We start from the raw sequence: 16,850 nt of genomic DNA on the forward strand, positions 1-16,850 counted from the left end.
GCTGTGGCGCAGCTTGGTTAGCGCGTTGGTCTGGGGGACCAAAGGTCCCGGGTTCAAGTCCCGGCAGCCCGACTGGCAGAAGCCCTTGCCGGACAAGAGTTGTGGGCGGTGCCGTCGCCTGGTATGCCGACAGTGACGCGCTCACCGACGAGGATCGCTACTACCGGGAGCATGCGCGCGAGGACGTGGTCACGTGGGGGGAGCGACTCGCTTGCGTGGACGGTGGTCGAGGTCTCGACGTGCGTCGCCGGTCCGCGATCTCGTCGGTGGTGGCGCGCACCGCGCGCGCGCTGACGCGCGTCTATCGATCGTTGACCAGCCCAGCGATGCGCGGTGCCAGCCCAGCAGGAAGAGTCACGGGGACGGTCGCGAGCAGGTCCCGGATCTCTGCTGTCGGATCGGGTTGTTCGAGCTTCGGGGATACGAGGCGGATCGTGGTGACCGCGTCGAGGTCGTGCACGCCGCCGAGCAGCGCCGCGTAGGCGATCGTCGGCCACAGCCCGACCTCGAAGACGCGCGGCCCGCGCGGGAGGGCGAACGTGCTCAGCGGAGGTGGCGGGCCGATCGGTGTAAAGAGCGGATCGAAGGGCACGCGCGGGGAGAGGGTGAGCGGCCCCGTGACCTCGTACGGCGCCGCACGGTCGAACCGCACCGGGCGGTCGGCCCACTGCGCACGCAGCACCGCCCCGGGCGCGATCGCGGCGGCGCGGAGGAACTGCTCGATCCAGTCGCCCGTGGGAAGTTCGCCCGGACCAACGCAGGCGACGTACGGCGCGTCGGACTGCGCGAGCGCTTGCGCGTAGCTCGTCACGACCCTCACGCGCGACGCGAACGACGGCGAGAAGAGATCGAGCATCTCGCGCGCGGTGTCGCCGTCATCGGTGACCACCGCGACGTCGACGTCGTCGGTGACCTGCCCGGCCAGGCACGTGATCGTCTCGAGCGGAATGGGTGGCGGCGCGCCGGCGATCACCACCATGGCGAACGTCGCGACCGGGAGAGCCTCGATGGGCGCATCCAGCTCGTCGTTGGGCATGGGGTGTTCCCCGGCCTCAGAACCGGTGCGGCCCGAACGACCCGCCACTCACGAAGTCGGCGACCCGCGCCGCGCCCGGCTCCTCGCTCGGTAGCGTTCCCGCACGTTCACGCGCGCGGTAGTCGTCGATCGCGCGCTTCACGTCTGGATCGTCGCTCGCACCAGCCGCCACCAGCGTTTCCTCGACGATGTCGGGTCGTGCCCACTTGTGCGCGAGAAGCAGCCGGGCGAGGAAGGACCAGTAGATCTCGAGCGGCGACGACGCGGTAAACGGGCGCCCGTCGAGCACGCCGACGCGCTTGTCGTGGAAGAGCACGGCGGTCGGAACATGGACGACGCGAACGCTCCGGGCGCGTACGCGCCACGAGAAGTCCACGTCGTCGCAGTACATCGGAAAGTTGACCGCGTCGTATCCTCCGACGTCTTCGAAGACCGACCGGCGGACCAGTGAGCAACATCCGCTCGCAAAACTCGCGTCCCCGGTGACCGGGTCGAACGCCTTGGGGTGCTCGAGTGGGATCTGGCGGCCTTCGGCGACGGCGACGGTCGGGTCGTCGAGCACCTGCAGCAGTTCGGTGATCATCGTCGGCGCAGGGTACGTGTCCGGGTTCAGCACGAGTAGCGCGTCGGCGGTCGCACCCCCGGCGAGCCGATTGCTGCCCCCGGCCGACCCGAGGTTCTCGCCGAAGTGCGTGGAGGTGGTCGTCGCGAGCTCGCTGCTCAGGGGCAGCGCCCGGAATTCCTCGACGTCAGCCGAGCTCAGGCACGGATCGGGGGAACAGTCGCCGATCACGAGCTCGGCGCGTTCGAGCGGTGTATGCGCCCGTGCGTGGCGCACCGCCGCGCCCACCGCGTCGACTGTGCGGCGCGCGGTCGCGGGGCTGGTTTGGTACAGCACGAGCTGGATCTGCAGCGATGCCGGGGCGCTCACGGCAAGGAAGGTACTCGCGGCGCGCCAGGCGCGTGGCCGACCACGCGAGCCGTTGCGCTCCCATCACAGTGCCATCACTCGCGCCGCGAACAGCTCGCGATAGCTGTGCACCAGCGTGCAGACGCGGTGACGAGGCCGAGCGTTCTGGGCGATCAAAGGTCCCGGGTTCAAGTCCCGCCAGCCCGACCACAAAGATGCGGGGTCAGTGACCCTCACGCGTGACGTCCGCTCTTCCCCGACCTCAGAGATACAGTCGGAAATGCTTTCGTGGCGGGTCGGAGCAGGCCTTCGTGCCGCGGTCACGGGCGCAGGAGCCGGAGAACCGCTCTCGACCGAGGAGCGTGTTCCTTCCGCCGCCGAACCGAAGCAGGAAGACGGAGCCGCACAGCCGCCTTCTGGTCTGCGATCGATCGCCCTCGGACTGGGATGGGTGGGCGTACTTGCCCCGTTCGTCTTCGAGCTCGGAGCGATCGCGCGTGCGAATCACACGGCGCTCATCAATCGTGTTCCGGATGACGCCTTCTACTACTTGGAGATTGCCGCTCGCCTGGCACGTGGACAGGGGTTCACATTCGACGGCATACACGAGACAAACGGCTTCCACCCGCTGTGGCAGGTGTTGCTGGCCCCCTTCGCAGCTTTCCTACACGGAGACGCTCTGGTGCGGGGCGCGCTCGTCTTCGGTTTGTTGTGCTCGCTCGCCGCCGTGTTGCTCGTGATGCGGGTGGTCTGGCGTCTCGGCGGCGCGGGTCCGGCTCTACTCGGCGCGATCATCGCCTCACAACTCGCGATTCGATCTTGGGTCAACGGGATGGAAGGCCCGGCAGTGCTGCTGGGGGTCGCGCTGGTCTTGACCGCGTTGGTCGCAGCCGCAGAAGTACCCGAGCCGCGACGTTTCATGATCTTGGGGCTCGCGTGCAGTGTTCTCGTGCTCGCTCGACTCGACTTCGCTCTGGTTGTCCTCGTCGTCCCCTTCGCGCTGACGTGGCGAACGCGGTCGTGGCGATCAGGAGGTTGGTGGACCGTTGGGGCCGCGGTGATCGCAGTGCCGTTCAGTACGTGGTGGCTCGCCCACTGGAAGCACCTGCTCACGGTGAGCGCAGTCGTCAAGAACGCATCGGTCGCGCAGGCCATCCGCGAGCGCTTCGGCGGCCGTACCTCCGTGGCGTACGTGCACTACCTCGCGGAACGCGCCGAGGACTACCTCAGCAGCCTTCGCCTTTGGAGCTCCACCGACCGCCTGACGATCGGGTCGAGCGGCTTCACTCGGCTGCTCGCTTTCGGTCTACTGGCCCTCGCGGTGCTCGGCTGGTTCACCACGGCTCTGCGCTCGTCTGCCGTCACGGAGCGTCATCGCCCGCGGTTTGGTCCATGCGCGTGGGGGACTCTCGTCGTTTTCGCGATGCTTGCTCTCAAGGCGATCTTTGATCTCGCCGTCGCGCCGTTCTGGGCGGCTGGGTGGTACTCGGCACCGCAGCGCCTCGCAGCCGGTTTTGTCGTCGGTGCCGGCGCGTGGCGAGGACTCCAGTGGCTTTTCAGGCGAGCCGCTCCACTCGCGTACGTGGCGCTCGCCGCAATTGTCCTGACCGCGGTCCCTCTCAACGCGACCGATTGGAACGACGATGCTCACCAGCGCCGTGAATCGACCTCATGGCTCGACCAGATCGATCTCGCGAGCAATTGGATCATCCGCCACGGCCCTGAAGGGCGTTATGGCGCAAACGACGCCGGCCTTCTCGGACATCGCCTCGACCGAGTCCATTCGGTCGTCAACCTTGACGGGCTGGTCAACGACTACGCGGTCGCGGACCTCGTCATCGACAACGTGTCGCGCCGGCGGCGAATATCTGACACACGGATCGACTACTTCGTCGGACGGCTCACCCAGCGTCAGCTCGATGAGCAGCTCGCATGCGGGAAAACTCTGTGGGCGTCGCCAGGCAAGATCCCGTACAGCGATTTGCTTCACGCGTACTCCGTTGGCCGACTCTACGTGCTCGACGTGCGCGCCTGCCGGAGCACCTAACCCGAGGTCAGGCCTCGTCGAGCTTGCCGCCGTGGCGAACGACCCACGACGACGCCGTCGTCACGGGTGCACCCTGGACGAGCACGTTGTCGACGAGGCGATAGTCGGCGCGCCATTCGTCGGGACGGACGTCGTGGAGCACCCACCCTTGGCGTGTCGTCTCGGACCAGCGGAGGTGGGGGCTGTTCTCGTGGATCGTCGGTTCGATCCCCGCGAGGGCGCGACTCGGCGTGGTCGAGACTGCGGGGCCGACGAACTCGACGCCGACGACCGACGAGCTCGGGTCGTCGAAATCCTCGGCCAACGTGCCGACCCAGCTCGAATGTACGTCGCCGGTCAGCGCGACGGTGTCGGCGACTCCGCGGGCGCGGCGCGGCGCTAAGAGCGGGCCGGGCGCGACCGGGTACCCGTCCCACTGGTCGAGGTTCCAGACCGCGTTGCCGGGCGCGAAGCGCCACTGTTGCATGACGACCTGGTTCGCGAGCACGTTCCACCGTGCGTCGTTCCCGCGCAACCCGGCGCCGAGCCAGCGCTCCTGGGCCGGGCCGAGCACGGTGGTCGCCGGGTCGAACGCAGCCTCGCACCGAGCACCGATGTCTCCGACACCACACGTCTGGTCGGTGCGGTACTGACGGGTGTCGAGCACGTGGATCGTGGCGAGTCGGCCCATGGAGGAACGGCGATAGATGCGGGCCCTGGGGCCGGTCGGCGCCGGGAGCCGCACCGGCTGGTGCTCCCACCAGGCCCGGTACGCGGCCGCCCGGCGCGGGAGGAACGACGCGGTGTCGGGCGTGAGGCTGCCGGGCACAGGACTATCGGACGTGTAGTTGTTCTCGACCTCATGGTCGTCCCATGTCACGAGCCACGGCGCGATGGCGTGCGCGGTCTGGAGGTGTTCGTCCGACTTGTAGAGCGCGTAGCGCAGCCGGTAGTCGTCGAGCGTCACGGGCGTTGGGAGCATCGGGTCGCGGACCGGGCCGCCGGAGTACTCGTAGATGTAGTCACCAACGTGCAGGACGAGGTCGAGGTCGTGCTCGGCAAGGTCGGCGTACGCCGTGTAGTAGCCCTGATCGAAGCGCTGACACGAGACGTGGGCGAAGCGCAGGCGGTTGGGGAGCACGTGATCGGCGGGTGCGGTTCGAGTGCGCGCGATCGGTGTCTCGTCGTCACCCGCGACGAAGCGGTACCAGTACGGTCGGCCGGGCTCCAGGCGCTGCACGTCGACGTGGACCGCGTGCCCGTGTTCCGGACGCGCCGTCGCCGTTCCGGATCGGACGATCGTGCGCATCCGATCGTCGCTCGCGACCTGCCACCGCACCGTGACTCCTCTGGCGGGCATTCCACCGCCCGCCAGAGGATCCGGCGCGAGCCGGGTCCAGAGGACGACGCCGTCGGGCAACGGGTCGCCGGAGGCGACCCCCAGGGAGAAGGGATAGCCCCCGCTCGACGGTGGGGCGCCCACCGGCCCGAGAAAGCGGGCGGGGAGCGCCGTCGCGGCCAGTGTTGCAGCCGCTCCACCGAGGAACGCCCGGCGGGACACGCGGCGCCCCGCGAGTGAGATCCCCTCGGATCGGCTGTCGTCCATTGCGCTCCTCTATCAGATCGCGGCCCCACTTGCCGGAGCGCCGGGTGCCGAGACAAACGGCCGTGGGCGTCGTACGCTCTCGGCACACTCGGAACCCTGGGGGGAACGCATGGCAGGTACCGGCATCAGCCGTCCGTCGAAGTGGAAGGTCTGGTTCGCTGCGCTCGTGGTGGTCGCGCTGGCGCTCGGTGCGAGCGGGGGTGTGGCCGCGGCAGGGAGCACCAAGCTGAAGGACCTCGGCCACGGCGTGAGCGCGAAGGACATCAAGGTCGGCATCGCCATCATCAACTACGACTCGATCGCCGAATACGTCGACTTCGAACGAGGAGATCAGGAGAAGACCGCGCAGATCTTCGTCGACAACATCAACAAGAACGGTGGCGTCGACGGCCGCATGATCGATCCCGTCTACAAGACGTACGAGCCGATCCCCGGGCGCACGCCCGACCCGCTCGCGCTCTGCACGTCGTGGACGGAGGACGAGGGTGTCTTCGCGGTGCTCGGCGTGTTCATCGACTTCAGTGGTCAAGGGCAGCTCTGCATCGCCAAGGAGCACAACACCATCCACATCGGGCACGAGCTCGAAGACAAGTGGATCGAGCAGTCGCCTGGCGGACTGCTGCTCACTCCCGACACCACGAAGGAGACCGCGGTCAAGGTCTTCGTGCCCCTGCTCCTGTCGAGCGGCAAGCTCAAAGGCAAGACAGTCGGGTTCCTCACCGATCAGAACGCCGAAGGCCGGGTCGAGGACCTCGTCGTACCGGCGCTGAAGAAGGCGAAGATCAAGACCGGCTCGACGGCGGTGCTGAGCATCACCGGCACCGACACGTCGGCCGCGCAGGCCCAGCTCGACAGCTTCATCGAGAAGTGGAAGAGCGAGGGCGTCAACACGATCTACATGGCCGGCCTCACGGCCTCGGCGAAGCAGTTCGTCGAGAAGATCAAGCAGGCGATGCCGAACGTGCTGTTGCTCGCCGATGCGAGCTCGACGGCGGAACAAGCCCAGGACGAGGTGAAGGCCGGGAAGAGCCCGAACCCGTACGAGGGCATGCTCGGCGTCATCGGGGAGACCTCCGAGGAGAGTTGGGGGAGCAAGACCAAGCTGCTCCAGCAGTGTGTCGACATCTACGAGAAGGCCACGAAGACCACGGTGCCCGGCCCCGACGAGGTCACCACCAACGCCAAGGGCAAGACGGTGGAGCTCTACATCGCGGTCACCGACTTCTGTGGCGAGCTGTTCATGTTCCGGACCATCGCGGAGGAGGTCGGCCCGAACCTGACGATCAAGAACTGGCAGAAGGCCGTCGACAAGTTCGGCAAGATCGAGCTGGTGGCCACCGATATCGCGTCGCTGTGCAAGGGCAAGTACGCGGCCGATGACGCCTTCCGGCTCGCCGCCTTCGACTCGGCCGTCGGTGAGGACGGTGACTGGAAGTCCGTCACCCCGCTCAAGGACGCCAGCGGCGGTCGGTGCACGAAGGCCACCAAGTCATGAGGTAGAGGGACCGTAACGACGATTCGGGGCCTCGCGCGAGCGGGGCCCCGAATCGCGTTATGCCGGCGCGTTGCTGCGCTGGATGGCGCGCTCGTCGGTGCCGAGGTACGACGCCACCACGCGGGGGTTGTCGCGGATCTCGCCCGGCGCGCCGTGGGCAATGATCTGACCGGCCTCGAGGCAGTACACGCGGGTGCTGATGGAGAGGATGAGTGGCAGGTCGTGCTCCACGACGACCAACGTGGCGTCGAGCTCCTGCTGCACCCGGAGGATGAGCGGGCCGAACGCCTCGGCCTCGCGTTGCGCCACTCCCGCGGTCGGCTCGTCGAGACAGATCACGCGGGGAGCGACCGCGAGCACGGTCGTGAGCTCGACGATGCGGCGGGTGCCTGTCGACAGCTCGGCGATGTACCGGTCGGCGTAGCGGCCGAGGCCGAGGAAGTCGATGAGTTCGCTCGCCTCGGAGTGCTTGGAACGCTCTACCTTGATCGACGGGAGCCACAGCAACGATCCCCAGAACGACGTACGGCGACGCGCTTCGAGTGCGAGCTCGATGGTGTCGCGGACGGTCAACTCGGGGTAGAGGCGGGCGGCCTGGAACGTGCGGCCGAGCCCCGCCCGAGCGCGCTGCTGCGCGTTCTTCTTGCTCACGTCGCGTCCGAGGAGCGCCACGGAACCGCGACTGGACACGAAGCCACCGATCGCATTGAGCAACGTCGACTTCCCGGCGCCGTTGTTGCCGATGAGGCCGATCACCTCGCCGGGGTTGGCGTGGAAGTCCACGTGGTCGACCGCCACGAGGCCACCGAACTGCACGCTGAGCTGGTGGGTGGCGAGCACGCTTCCGTCGGCATTGCACCGCGCCGGCTCGAGCGTGGCAGCTCGACGGAGCGACGCCGGGGGCGCGGTGATCGTCTTCGTCTGCTCGACCGGGCCCATGCGCTTGTCGACCCATCGCAGCAGCGAGTCGCGCACGTAGTGGCCGATCTGCACGAAACCCCCGGGGATGTACAGCAGGATCAAGAGCAGCCCGATGCTCGACGTGAACAGAGGCACGATCTCGTTCTGCGGCCAGAAGGCTGGGAGACCGACGACCCAGACCGCCCCGACGACCGCGCCCGACAGGCTGCCGAGGCCACCGATCACCGCGATCGAGATCAGGCGGATCGAGTCCTCCACCAGGAAGAAGCGCTCCGCGGGACCGAACGTGAGGTTCACCGCGCCGAGGAGCACACCGCCGAGGCCGGCGATGAAGCCACCGACGGCGAAGGCGATGAGTTTGGCGCGCGCAGGAGAGACGGTCATCGCCGCGGCCGCGAGCTCGTTCTCACGGACACCGACGATTATGCGACCGATGCCGGTTCGCTTGAGATGCCCGACCAGGAGCAGGACGACGACGAGGACGATGAGCACGAAGTAGTAGTACGCACGGTTCCGGTGCGTGAGCTCCAGTGGCCCGATGTCCGCGCGCGGGATCTCGATGGTCGAGAACCCGGCGGTGAAGAACGGGCGGCTGAACAGGTACAGCTGGGCGGCGATGGCGAACGCAAGTGTGCTGACCGCGAGCAGGAGCCCGCGCACGCGTAACGCTCCGACGCCCACGAGCACGGCGACGAGGCTGGCGAAGCTCGCACCGAGGAGCAGTGCCCACGGGAACGAGACCCCGGGGAGGCTCCCGTTGATGAGGCGCAGGCTGTGCCACCCGATGTCGGCCGAGAGGCCTCGGATGAGCGCGGCGGCCGTGAGCGCGCCGAGTCCCGCGAACGCCATCTGCCCGAGCGACAGTTGGCCGCCCCACCCCGTCAAGACCACGACCGAGACCGCGCACAGGGCGAACGCGACGACCATCGTCCAGGTCTGGTGACGCTCCGACTTGTCGACCAGTAGGGGCCCCACCACCGACGCAACCAGCGCGAGGCCTGCGAGGAACTGCGGCATGCGCTTGACCCACCAGATGTCGCGCAGCCGTTCAGGCACCGCGGCGATGCGCGGCGCGAACTGGAAGCTCTCACCCGCGGAAGCCGTGTCGCGTCGGCTCACGACCGCGACCAGCACGAGCACGGCGAGGAAGAGAACGAACTGCACGAGGCCGGTCTCGTTCGTGTAGTTGAAGAAGAGCACCCGGTCGATGATGCCGATAGCGACGCCTCCGAGCATGGCGCGCGGGAACGACACCATTCCCCCGATGAGTGCGGCGGCCATGCCGCGCAGGAGCGTGTCGGGCCCGATGTTCACGAGGTCGGCGGAGACCTGATCGGTGGCGGTCAAGAAGACGGCAGTCGTCGCGAGGAAGCCGGCGATCGCCCAGACCCCGGTCGACACCATCTTGGGGTTGATGCCGGTCATGCGCGCGAGATCGGCATTTGTCGCCGAGGCGCGCACGGCGTCGCCGAAGGCGGTGTGGCCGAGCAGCCACCACAGCCCGAGCGCGATCAAGGGGACCACGATCAGCACGAGGATCTGACTCGCGCTGACCTCGATGTCGAGGCCGGGGTGCCAGGTGCCGGTGAACGGCAGCGGAAACTGGGTCTGCAGCGAGCCGGTCCGGTATGCGGGCAGCGAGAGCGTGATGGCCTCGCACAGTTGGGCCACGCCGATGGTCGCCACGAACACGATCACCCGGGGCGCCTTGAACAAGCGGCGGATCACCGCGAGCTCGATCAACACACCGGTGAGCACGCCGAGCACGAGCGCGAGGGCCAACGACAACCAGTAGGGCCACCCACTGACCGCGACCATCACCGCGAAGAGCGCGGTGGCGGGCACACCCATGTTGCCGACTGCGAAGTTGATGACACGGCTCGATCGGTACACGAGGACGATGCCCATCGCCACGAGCCCGGTGATCAGGCCACCGACGACGCCCTTGAACAGCAGGTTCCAAGTGACGAACGACGCGAGCGTCATCAGCCGCCTTCGGTCCCGAAGAACACTGCGCGGGCGAGGTCGCCGCGTTCGAGGAGACCCGCGGTAGGGCCTTCGAACTTGACTTCGCCCTTCTCCAGGAAGATCGCACGGTCGGCGACGGCCATCGCCACGTTGAGGGACTGCTCCACGATGATCATCGTCTGGCCGCGCTGCTTGAGCTGCTCGACCAGCTCGAGGAGCCGTTGCACGACCAGGGGCGCGAGGCCCAGCGAGAGCTCGTCGATCATGAGCAGCTCGGGCTCGTGGATCAGGACCCGCGCCAGCGCGACCATCTGTTGCTCGCCACCGGACAGGCTGGACGCAAGCTGCCGTCGATGGCCCGCAAGCTCGGGAAAGAGCTCGAACACGTTCGCCACGCGCCGCTGCACCTCGCTGCGTCCCGACGCGTTGAGCCGCGCGCTCACGTTCATGTTCTGTTCCACCGTGAGGTTGCCGAACACGCCGTGGCCACCGGGGAGCTGCATGACGCGGAGGAACTTTGCCCGTTGCTCGGGCGAGACGTAGGTGATGTTCTGGCCGTTGAGCCGGACGACCCCGCGTTCGGGCACCGCGAGCCCGCTGATCACGCGCAACGCCGTCGATTTACCCGCGCCGTTCGTGCCGAGGAGCGCGAGGGTCTCGCCTTTTCGTACCTCGAAGTCGACTCCGAAGAGCACCTGCACCGGGCCGTACGAGAAGTCGATGTTCGCCAGCTGCAGGAGCGGGATGTCTTCGTGGTCGACGAAGCGCTTCCGGTGTTCTTCTTGTTCCTCGAGCAACTCCTCGACGACCAACGAGAGGTCGTTGCGGATATAGCGCGCGCCGTTCATCAGTAACGCGCCGCCGATGATCGCGCTCGGTACACCGAGGACGATCACCGTGCCGCGTACCCCGATCGCGTCGGTGAAGAAGGCCGCCACCAGGCCGCCCATGAAGCCGCCGATGAAGAAGATGTAGAGGGTCGACATCGCGGTGCCCATGCCGCGCAGGCGGTACGGCACGACTGCCTGGAGCACCGGGCCGACCATCGCGAACGCCGACGCGGTGAGGATCGACTGCGGGATCTTCAGGATCCAGAACCACGTGCTGCTGCTCACGCTGAACTGGATGGGTACGAGGAGTGCCGACGGCAGGATGAGCGCGCCAACGATCGCGAGAGCCTTGGCCGGGTCCAGGCGGTAGACCCGGTCGAAGTAGCGACCCACGAAGGGCAGGATCGGCAGGGCCGCGATACCCGACAGGCTGAGGATGAGTCCCCGCTGCAGCAGATCGTTGACGTGCAGGGTGTCGTCGAGATAGAGCGATTCAAGGGCTGGTTGGCTGAACAGGCCGAAGCCGAGCGCGCAGAACGCCACGAGCACCGTCCGGATCGTGCGGACCCGCTTGATGCGGGCGAATGCGGCTTCCATCGAGATGGGCGCCGGCTGCGCGTCTTCGATCACCTCGCCGAGCACGTCTTGCTTCTCGAACTGGCCGCGCGGGGGTTCCTTCATGAAGAAGGCCAGCACCGCGACGAGGATGACCGGGATACCGAGGATGAACCAGGCCCAGCGCCAGCCCTCGACACCGCCGGCCCAGGTGGCGATCGCGGCGCACAGCACAGGGCTCGCGAGCCCGATGCCGTGGGCACCCATGTTCATGACTGCCGACATCCGGGCGCGGATGCCGATCGGATAGTTGTCGGCGATCAACGACTGGTGCACCGGGATGCTGTTCGCCTTGGCGATCCCTGTCGCGAACCGCGTCCAGAAGAGCATGAACGCGCTCGTGGCCAGCCCCGAGCAGAACACGAAGAAACCGAACGCCATGCTCGCCCACCCGACGATCGGCACGCGCTTCACACGGTCGGCGAGCCATCCCATCGGAACCGCGCCGAGCACGAAGAACGCCGACGAGGCCGTCGCGATGAACACGATCGCGCCCTCGCTGATCCCGAACGTCCTTCGGATCTCGGGTGCGAGCACGCTGATGGCCGCGCCCTCGAGCTCGTCGAAGGCGAGCAAGAGCCCGAGCACGATGAACATGAGCTTGCCGCCCACCCGGAACGCATCGGTGAACGACACCGGCTCCGAGTTGACGCCGGGGAGCAGCTCGTCGGGGAAGATGACCTGCTCTCGAGCGCGCTTCTGGGCGATCTCGCGCGCGTCTTCCTCCTCGAGAACCGTCGCGGCGAGCGCCGCGGCGCTTCCGTCACCCCGTTCTGCGTCCTCCACGCTTGCCCCCCAATCGGCGAGCAGACCGGCGGATCGCTCGCCGCGGGATCGTATCGTTCCTGACGCTCCGGGAGAGTGCGATGGAAATCTGGGACTACGGCACGTCGAGGATGTGGGGGAGGCCCAGCCGGTAACGCTGCTCGTCGACGACCTTGGCCGGCTCCAACTCCGGCGGCCGGTACATCTCGAACACCTCGGCATCGTCGGCTGTGGAGTCGCTCTCGGCGAGCAGCGCGTTCACCGCTCGCCGCGCTGACTCACTGGCCGCTTCCATGCACGCGAGGTCCGTGCTCGTGTGCACGTAGTCGCCGGCGAGGAAGAGATTCGGGATTGCGGTCGCGGCTTCCGGGCGATCGTCCCAGGAGCCGATCGTGTTGATCAGGAGCGGCTCGCGGTTCTCCGCGATGCGACCGTCGGGCTGCGGTGTCTGGGCCGGGTAGGTGATCGCGGGGTCGAGGAACCAGGTGACGACTGCGTCGTCGGTGAGCAGCTGCTGTCCGGTGTCGTTCAGATGCGCCTTGATCTGCTCGAGGACCTCGCGCGCGATCTCTGGTGGCTGCAGGTTCCATGCCGGCTTGCCGAACACGATGCCGGGTTCCCTCCAGTTGGAGATGTCGACGGACAGAACGTCGGCCACCCGTCCGTCGCCGTAGTCACGCTGCAGGTCGTGGTTCGTCCAGAACTGCCCTTGGCTGATCGAGGTGAGCGCCCACGGCGAGTCGATGTAGCTGACATGCCCGGCGACGATCGGCAATGGCCGGTTCAGGAAGAACTGGATCCCGTTCATCCACGACGTCGTGAGGCGTTCCATTCGCGCGAGCTCGGGAGCCGCGGCGAGGACATCCGTGTTCCAGAGCACGCGGGCGCGTTCGACCGGGAGGGCGCAGACGAACCAGTCGGCTTCGATGTGCTCGGAACCGTTCGGACCGTTCGCGGTTGCGCCCGCGACACGGCCGCCTCGGACGTCGAGGCGGCCAAGCGCGCGCCGGTAGCGAAAACGGACGCCGAGCCGGTCGAGCTGCTTGTTCCACGGCTCGAGCAATGCCTCGTTGGTGGGCGCGTTCAGCAAGCGGTCGGGGCCTCCGGTGCCGGCGCGCCGCAACGCTGTGTACAGGAACGCCTCGCACATGTTGCCGATCGTCCGGGTGCTTGCCTCGTTGGCCTTCGCCGCGACGAGATTGCGCGTCATCGCCTCGGCGAGACTGCGGCTGTACTCGGGGGAGAATCGATCGGCGCCGACGAAGTCGCGCCACCCCACGTGCTCCCACTCACCGAAGCGACGCGCGTCGGAGCTCGTGAGGAAGATCGTGAGCCGCCCGACGAAGAAGGCAACTTCGTCCGGCGGCAACCCGGTCGAATTCTCGAGGGTTGCCTGCAGCGAGGGTCCCGACTGCGCGACGCCCTGTGGAGCGCTCACCGCGAAGACGAGATCCTGACGCTGGCCGGCCCTGGCGAAGTTGGCCTGCTGCGCCTCGACGAGATTGTCGAACACTCCGTTCGGATTGGAGCCGAACGGGATCCGGCGCATCGTGTCGGGAACGTTCTGGTAGAAGCCGGGGAAGAACCGGAAGCCGTGCTCCCCGGGCAACGGGCGGCGCTTGCCGGTCGCCGAGTCCGGAACGGCGATGCTCCGCGCCTTGCCGCCCAGTCCTGCGCGCCCGGCAGCCTCGTAGACGGTCACGTCGAAGCCGCGCTCGACGAGCTCGTGGGCAGCGGTGAGCCCGGCGACGCCGGCACCGAAGACTGCGACGGTCGGACGCTTGCGGCGCCGCGGCGCCGCGGCTGCCGATCCCGCGATTGCCGACGTCGCCGACAGGGCGCCCGCAGCAACCGCGGCCGCGCCGCCGAGGAACTGCCGTCGAGAGAGACCGACGCCGCCCTCGACCTCTCCGCTCATGGGCGTCGCGGCGTCACGCGCTCGTGCAATCGCATCCGGTAACGCTACTGACGCGTCAACGGGTTACAACTCGGCGCGCAGGTGTTCGGGCACGTAGGGCTTGCGCATCGCCTGACGCGCGCCGCGCATGACCCACGCGACCGAGATGACGAGGATGACGGGGGAGAGGAGCAGCGCCCATCCGAACAACGCCAGCATCACGTCGTTGCCGTTGAACACGCGGTAGTACACGTTGTTCCAGAGCCACCCGATCGGCCCGAGGAACGGCGTGCCCTTGATGAGCGTCTTGCTGCGAGCCTCGGCTTGGAGTTTGGCGCCCAGCGTGATGAAGTCGTCCTCGCACTCGGGATGCAGCTTCTTCGCCGCGGCGAAGGCGTTGATGCTCTGTTTGACGATCTGTTGTTCTTCCGCGCTGCCGGGGGCGGCGGTGGTGCCCGTGGGATTGAGTTGCGTGATCGACTGACGCAGGTCGCGCACCGGTCCCTGGCATTCCGCCGTGGTTGCCGACGCCGGCGCCCCGAGCACCAGGAGGACCGCGAAGGCAAGGACGGCACCGGCAAGCGCCCGTCGACTGCTGTGGTTCATCACGGTGTCATCTACCAAGATGGTATGGTCGAATGGTTCGGAACCCTAACAGGTACGATACCCGAACGAGATCGACCGGGATGTGCCTCCAGAAGTCCACCCCGATCGTCCACCCATGAGCGCCGGGCGGGAGCTGCTGCGTGACACTGCTGCAAGAACCGTCGACCCAGGAAGAACCGTCGACGAATGGCGCCCGGGTCTTCGTTCCCGCTCCGCCCGCGGCCACGTTCGAGGCTCCCGACGTCTGGGTCGACCCCGACAAATCGAAGGGCTGGATCCGGAGGTTGCTCCCGGTCCTGAAGCCCCACCGTCGCGTGCTCATCGGCATGCTCATGGCGTCGGTCGTGATGCTCGGCATGCAGCTCTCCATCCCGCAGGTCGTGCGCGGGGCCACCGACAACGCGCTGCTCGCGCAGAACACCTCGCTCACGCCGTACGTGTTGGCGCTCGTGTTGCTCGGCACCGGGCAGCTCGTATTCGGGTACGTGCAGCGGTTCGGCATGCAGCGGGCGAGCGTCGAGCTGGAGTGCACTCTCCGGTCGATCTTGTTCTCGCACCTGAGCAAGCAATCGTTCCGCTTCTACGACTCGGTGCAGTCGGGCCAGCTCATCTCGCGTGCCAACTCCGACATCCGCGCCATCCAGATGATGCTCGGGTTCGGGCCGATGATCGCGGTGTCCTTCTTGAGCTTCGTCGCCGCGCTCGCGCTCATGGTGCAGATGGACCCGGTGCTCACCGCGATCAGTGTGATCACGCTGCCGTTCGTGTTCTTCACCGGCCTGAACATGCGCAAGAAGCTGTTCCCGATCGCGTTCATGATGATGGCGCGTACTGCCGACATCGCGACGATCGTCGAGGAGAACGTCACCGGCACGCGCGTGGTCAAGTCGTTCGCTGCCGAGAAGAGCCAGCTCAGCCTCTTCGACCGTGCGGCGCGCCGGCTCCGATGGGCATCGATCCAGCAGGTGAACAACCAGGCGCGCTACGGGCCGATGATGCAGAGCATCCCGCAGCTCAGCCTCGTGATCATCCTCCTCGTCGGCGGCTACCAGGTTATCCACGGGCACATGTCGCTCGGCACATTCATCGTGTTCAACACCTACGTCGTGATGCTCCAGGTCCCGTTCGTGATGATCGGCATGATCATGATGATGGGGCAACGGGCAGCCGCGTCGGCCGCGCGTGTGCTCGAGGTACTCGATACGGCGCCCGACATGGTCGATGCTCCGGGCGCGGTCGATATCGTCAGTTGCGACGGCGACGTCCAGTTCCAAGACGTCGGCTTCGGTTACTTCGAGGGCAGCCCGGTATTGCAGCACTTCTCGCTGCACCTGCGGCCGGGCGAAACCGTCGCACTCGTCGGCCGAACGGGATGCGGGAAGTCCACGGTCTCGCGCCTCATTCCCCGTTTCTACGACGTCACCGGCGGCACGCTGCTGATCGACGGCCACGACCTACGCCAACTCACCATCACGAGTCTGCGTTCGCACATCGGCATGGTCACCGACGAGCCGTTCTTGTTCTCGGAGTCGATTCGCCAGAACATCGCCTTCGGGCGGCCCGACGCTCCGTTCGAAGAGATCGAGGCCGCCGCGCGCGCGGCGGGTGCGCACGACTTCATCCTCGAACTGTCCGAGGGTTACGACACCGTGATCGGCGAGCGCGGCTACACGCTGTCGGGTGGGCAGCGTCAGCGCATCGCGATCGCACGGACGCTGCTGGTGAACCCGCGCATCCTCATGCTCGACGACGCGACCAGCTCGGTCGACGCCCAGCGCGAGTTCGAGATCCACGGCGCGCTGCGCACGCTCATGCGCGGTCGCACCACACTCATCATCGCCCACCGGTTGTCCACCATCAGCCTCGCCGACCGCGTCGTCGTGATGGACGGTGGTCGCATCGTCGCCGATGGTCGACACGACGAGCTGATGCGTGACGTCCCTCTCTATCGGGAGATCCTCGCCCACGCCGAGGAGGAATACGAGCGGGGGCACGAACACGAGGAGGAACAAGAGGAAGAGGAGGCGCGGCGCCGGCGCATCGCGCAGCTGGCACGGGGTGGCATGGACGGCAATGGTTCCGCGCCGGGCGGTGGCCAGCTCCCCGAGCTTCCCGAGATTCCCGGGGGAATCGCCTGATGTGGGGCGGAGGCGGAGGCGGAGGCTTCGGCGGTGG

General features: G+C 67.3%; 10 protein-coding genes. 3 read left to right on the forward strand and 7 right to left on the reverse strand.

The window, feature by feature from the left end:
• Window positions 1–301 precede the first annotated feature (301 nt).
• Window positions 302–1,036 carry a hypothetical protein gene (locus tag WD271_06350; protein ID MEX1007449.1) on the reverse strand — a complete coding sequence of 245 codons (735 nt, stop codon included), beginning with the start codon at window positions 1,034–1,036 and terminating at the stop codon, window positions 302–304.
• A 16-nt stretch (window positions 1,037–1,052) separates the two neighbouring features.
• Window positions 1,053–1,967, reverse strand: a complete 915-nt coding sequence (locus tag WD271_06355; GenBank protein MEX1007450.1) for a glycosyltransferase — start codon at window positions 1,965–1,967, stop codon at window positions 1,053–1,055.
• Between the two features lie 661 nt (window positions 1,968–2,628).
• Here WD271_06355 and WD271_06360 point away from each other — a divergent pair.
• Window positions 2,629–3,993, forward strand: a complete 1,365-nt coding sequence (locus tag WD271_06360) for a hypothetical protein (GenBank protein MEX1007451.1) — start codon at window positions 2,629–2,631, stop codon at window positions 3,991–3,993.
• Between the two features lie 7 nt (window positions 3,994–4,000).
• Here the strand turns inward: WD271_06360 and WD271_06365 are convergent, their stop codons facing one another.
• The gene (locus WD271_06365; protein MEX1007452.1) at window positions 4,001–5,578 is read right to left on the reverse strand and encodes an alkaline phosphatase D family protein; all 1,578 of its coding nucleotides are present in this window, start codon (window positions 5,576–5,578) and stop codon (window positions 4,001–4,003) included.
• Window positions 5,579–5,687: 109 nt separating this feature from the next.
• On the opposite strand from WD271_06365, the gene WD271_06370 reads away from it, so the two are divergent.
• A complete protein-coding gene (locus tag WD271_06370) occupies window positions 5,688–7,073 on the forward strand; it encodes an ABC transporter substrate-binding protein (GenBank protein ID MEX1007453.1) in 1,386 nt (461 codons plus the stop codon).
• Between the two features lie 57 nt (window positions 7,074–7,130).
• On the opposite strand, the gene WD271_06375 is transcribed toward WD271_06370, so the two are convergent.
• The 4 genes from WD271_06375 to WD271_06390 form a co-directional block, all read right to left on the reverse strand.
• A complete protein-coding gene (locus WD271_06375) occupies window positions 7,131–9,980 on the reverse strand; it encodes a branched-chain amino acid ABC transporter permease/ATP-binding protein (protein MEX1007454.1) in 2,850 nt (949 codons plus the stop codon).
• Window positions 9,980–12,193 carry an ATP-binding protein gene (locus WD271_06380; protein MEX1007455.1) on the reverse strand — a complete coding sequence of 738 codons (2,214 nt, stop codon included), beginning with the start codon at window positions 12,191–12,193 and terminating at the stop codon, window positions 9,980–9,982. Before WD271_06380 ends, WD271_06375 begins: the two co-directional genes overlap by 1 nt.
• Window positions 12,194–12,287: 94 nt before the next feature.
• Window positions 12,288–14,090 carry an FAD-dependent oxidoreductase gene (locus tag WD271_06385; protein ID MEX1007456.1) on the reverse strand — a complete coding sequence of 601 codons (1,803 nt, stop codon included), beginning with the start codon at window positions 14,088–14,090 and terminating at the stop codon, window positions 12,288–12,290.
• 63 nt (window positions 14,091–14,153) lie between these two features.
• Window positions 14,154–14,693: a hypothetical protein gene (locus tag WD271_06390; protein MEX1007457.1), complete on the reverse strand. Its 540-nt coding sequence runs from the start codon at window positions 14,691–14,693 to the stop codon at window positions 14,154–14,156.
• A 122-nt stretch (window positions 14,694–14,815) separates the two neighbouring features.
• Between WD271_06390 and WD271_06395 the strand changes: the two genes are divergently transcribed.
• Window positions 14,816–16,813, forward strand: a complete 1,998-nt coding sequence (locus tag WD271_06395) for an ABC transporter ATP-binding protein (protein ID MEX1007458.1) — start codon at window positions 14,816–14,818, stop codon at window positions 16,811–16,813.
• Window positions 16,814–16,850 lie beyond the last annotated feature (37 nt).

It is taken from the genome of Acidimicrobiia bacterium, assembly GCA_040880805.1.
GTDB lineage: Bacteria > Actinomycetota > Acidimicrobiia > IMCC26256 > DASPTH01 > DASPTH01.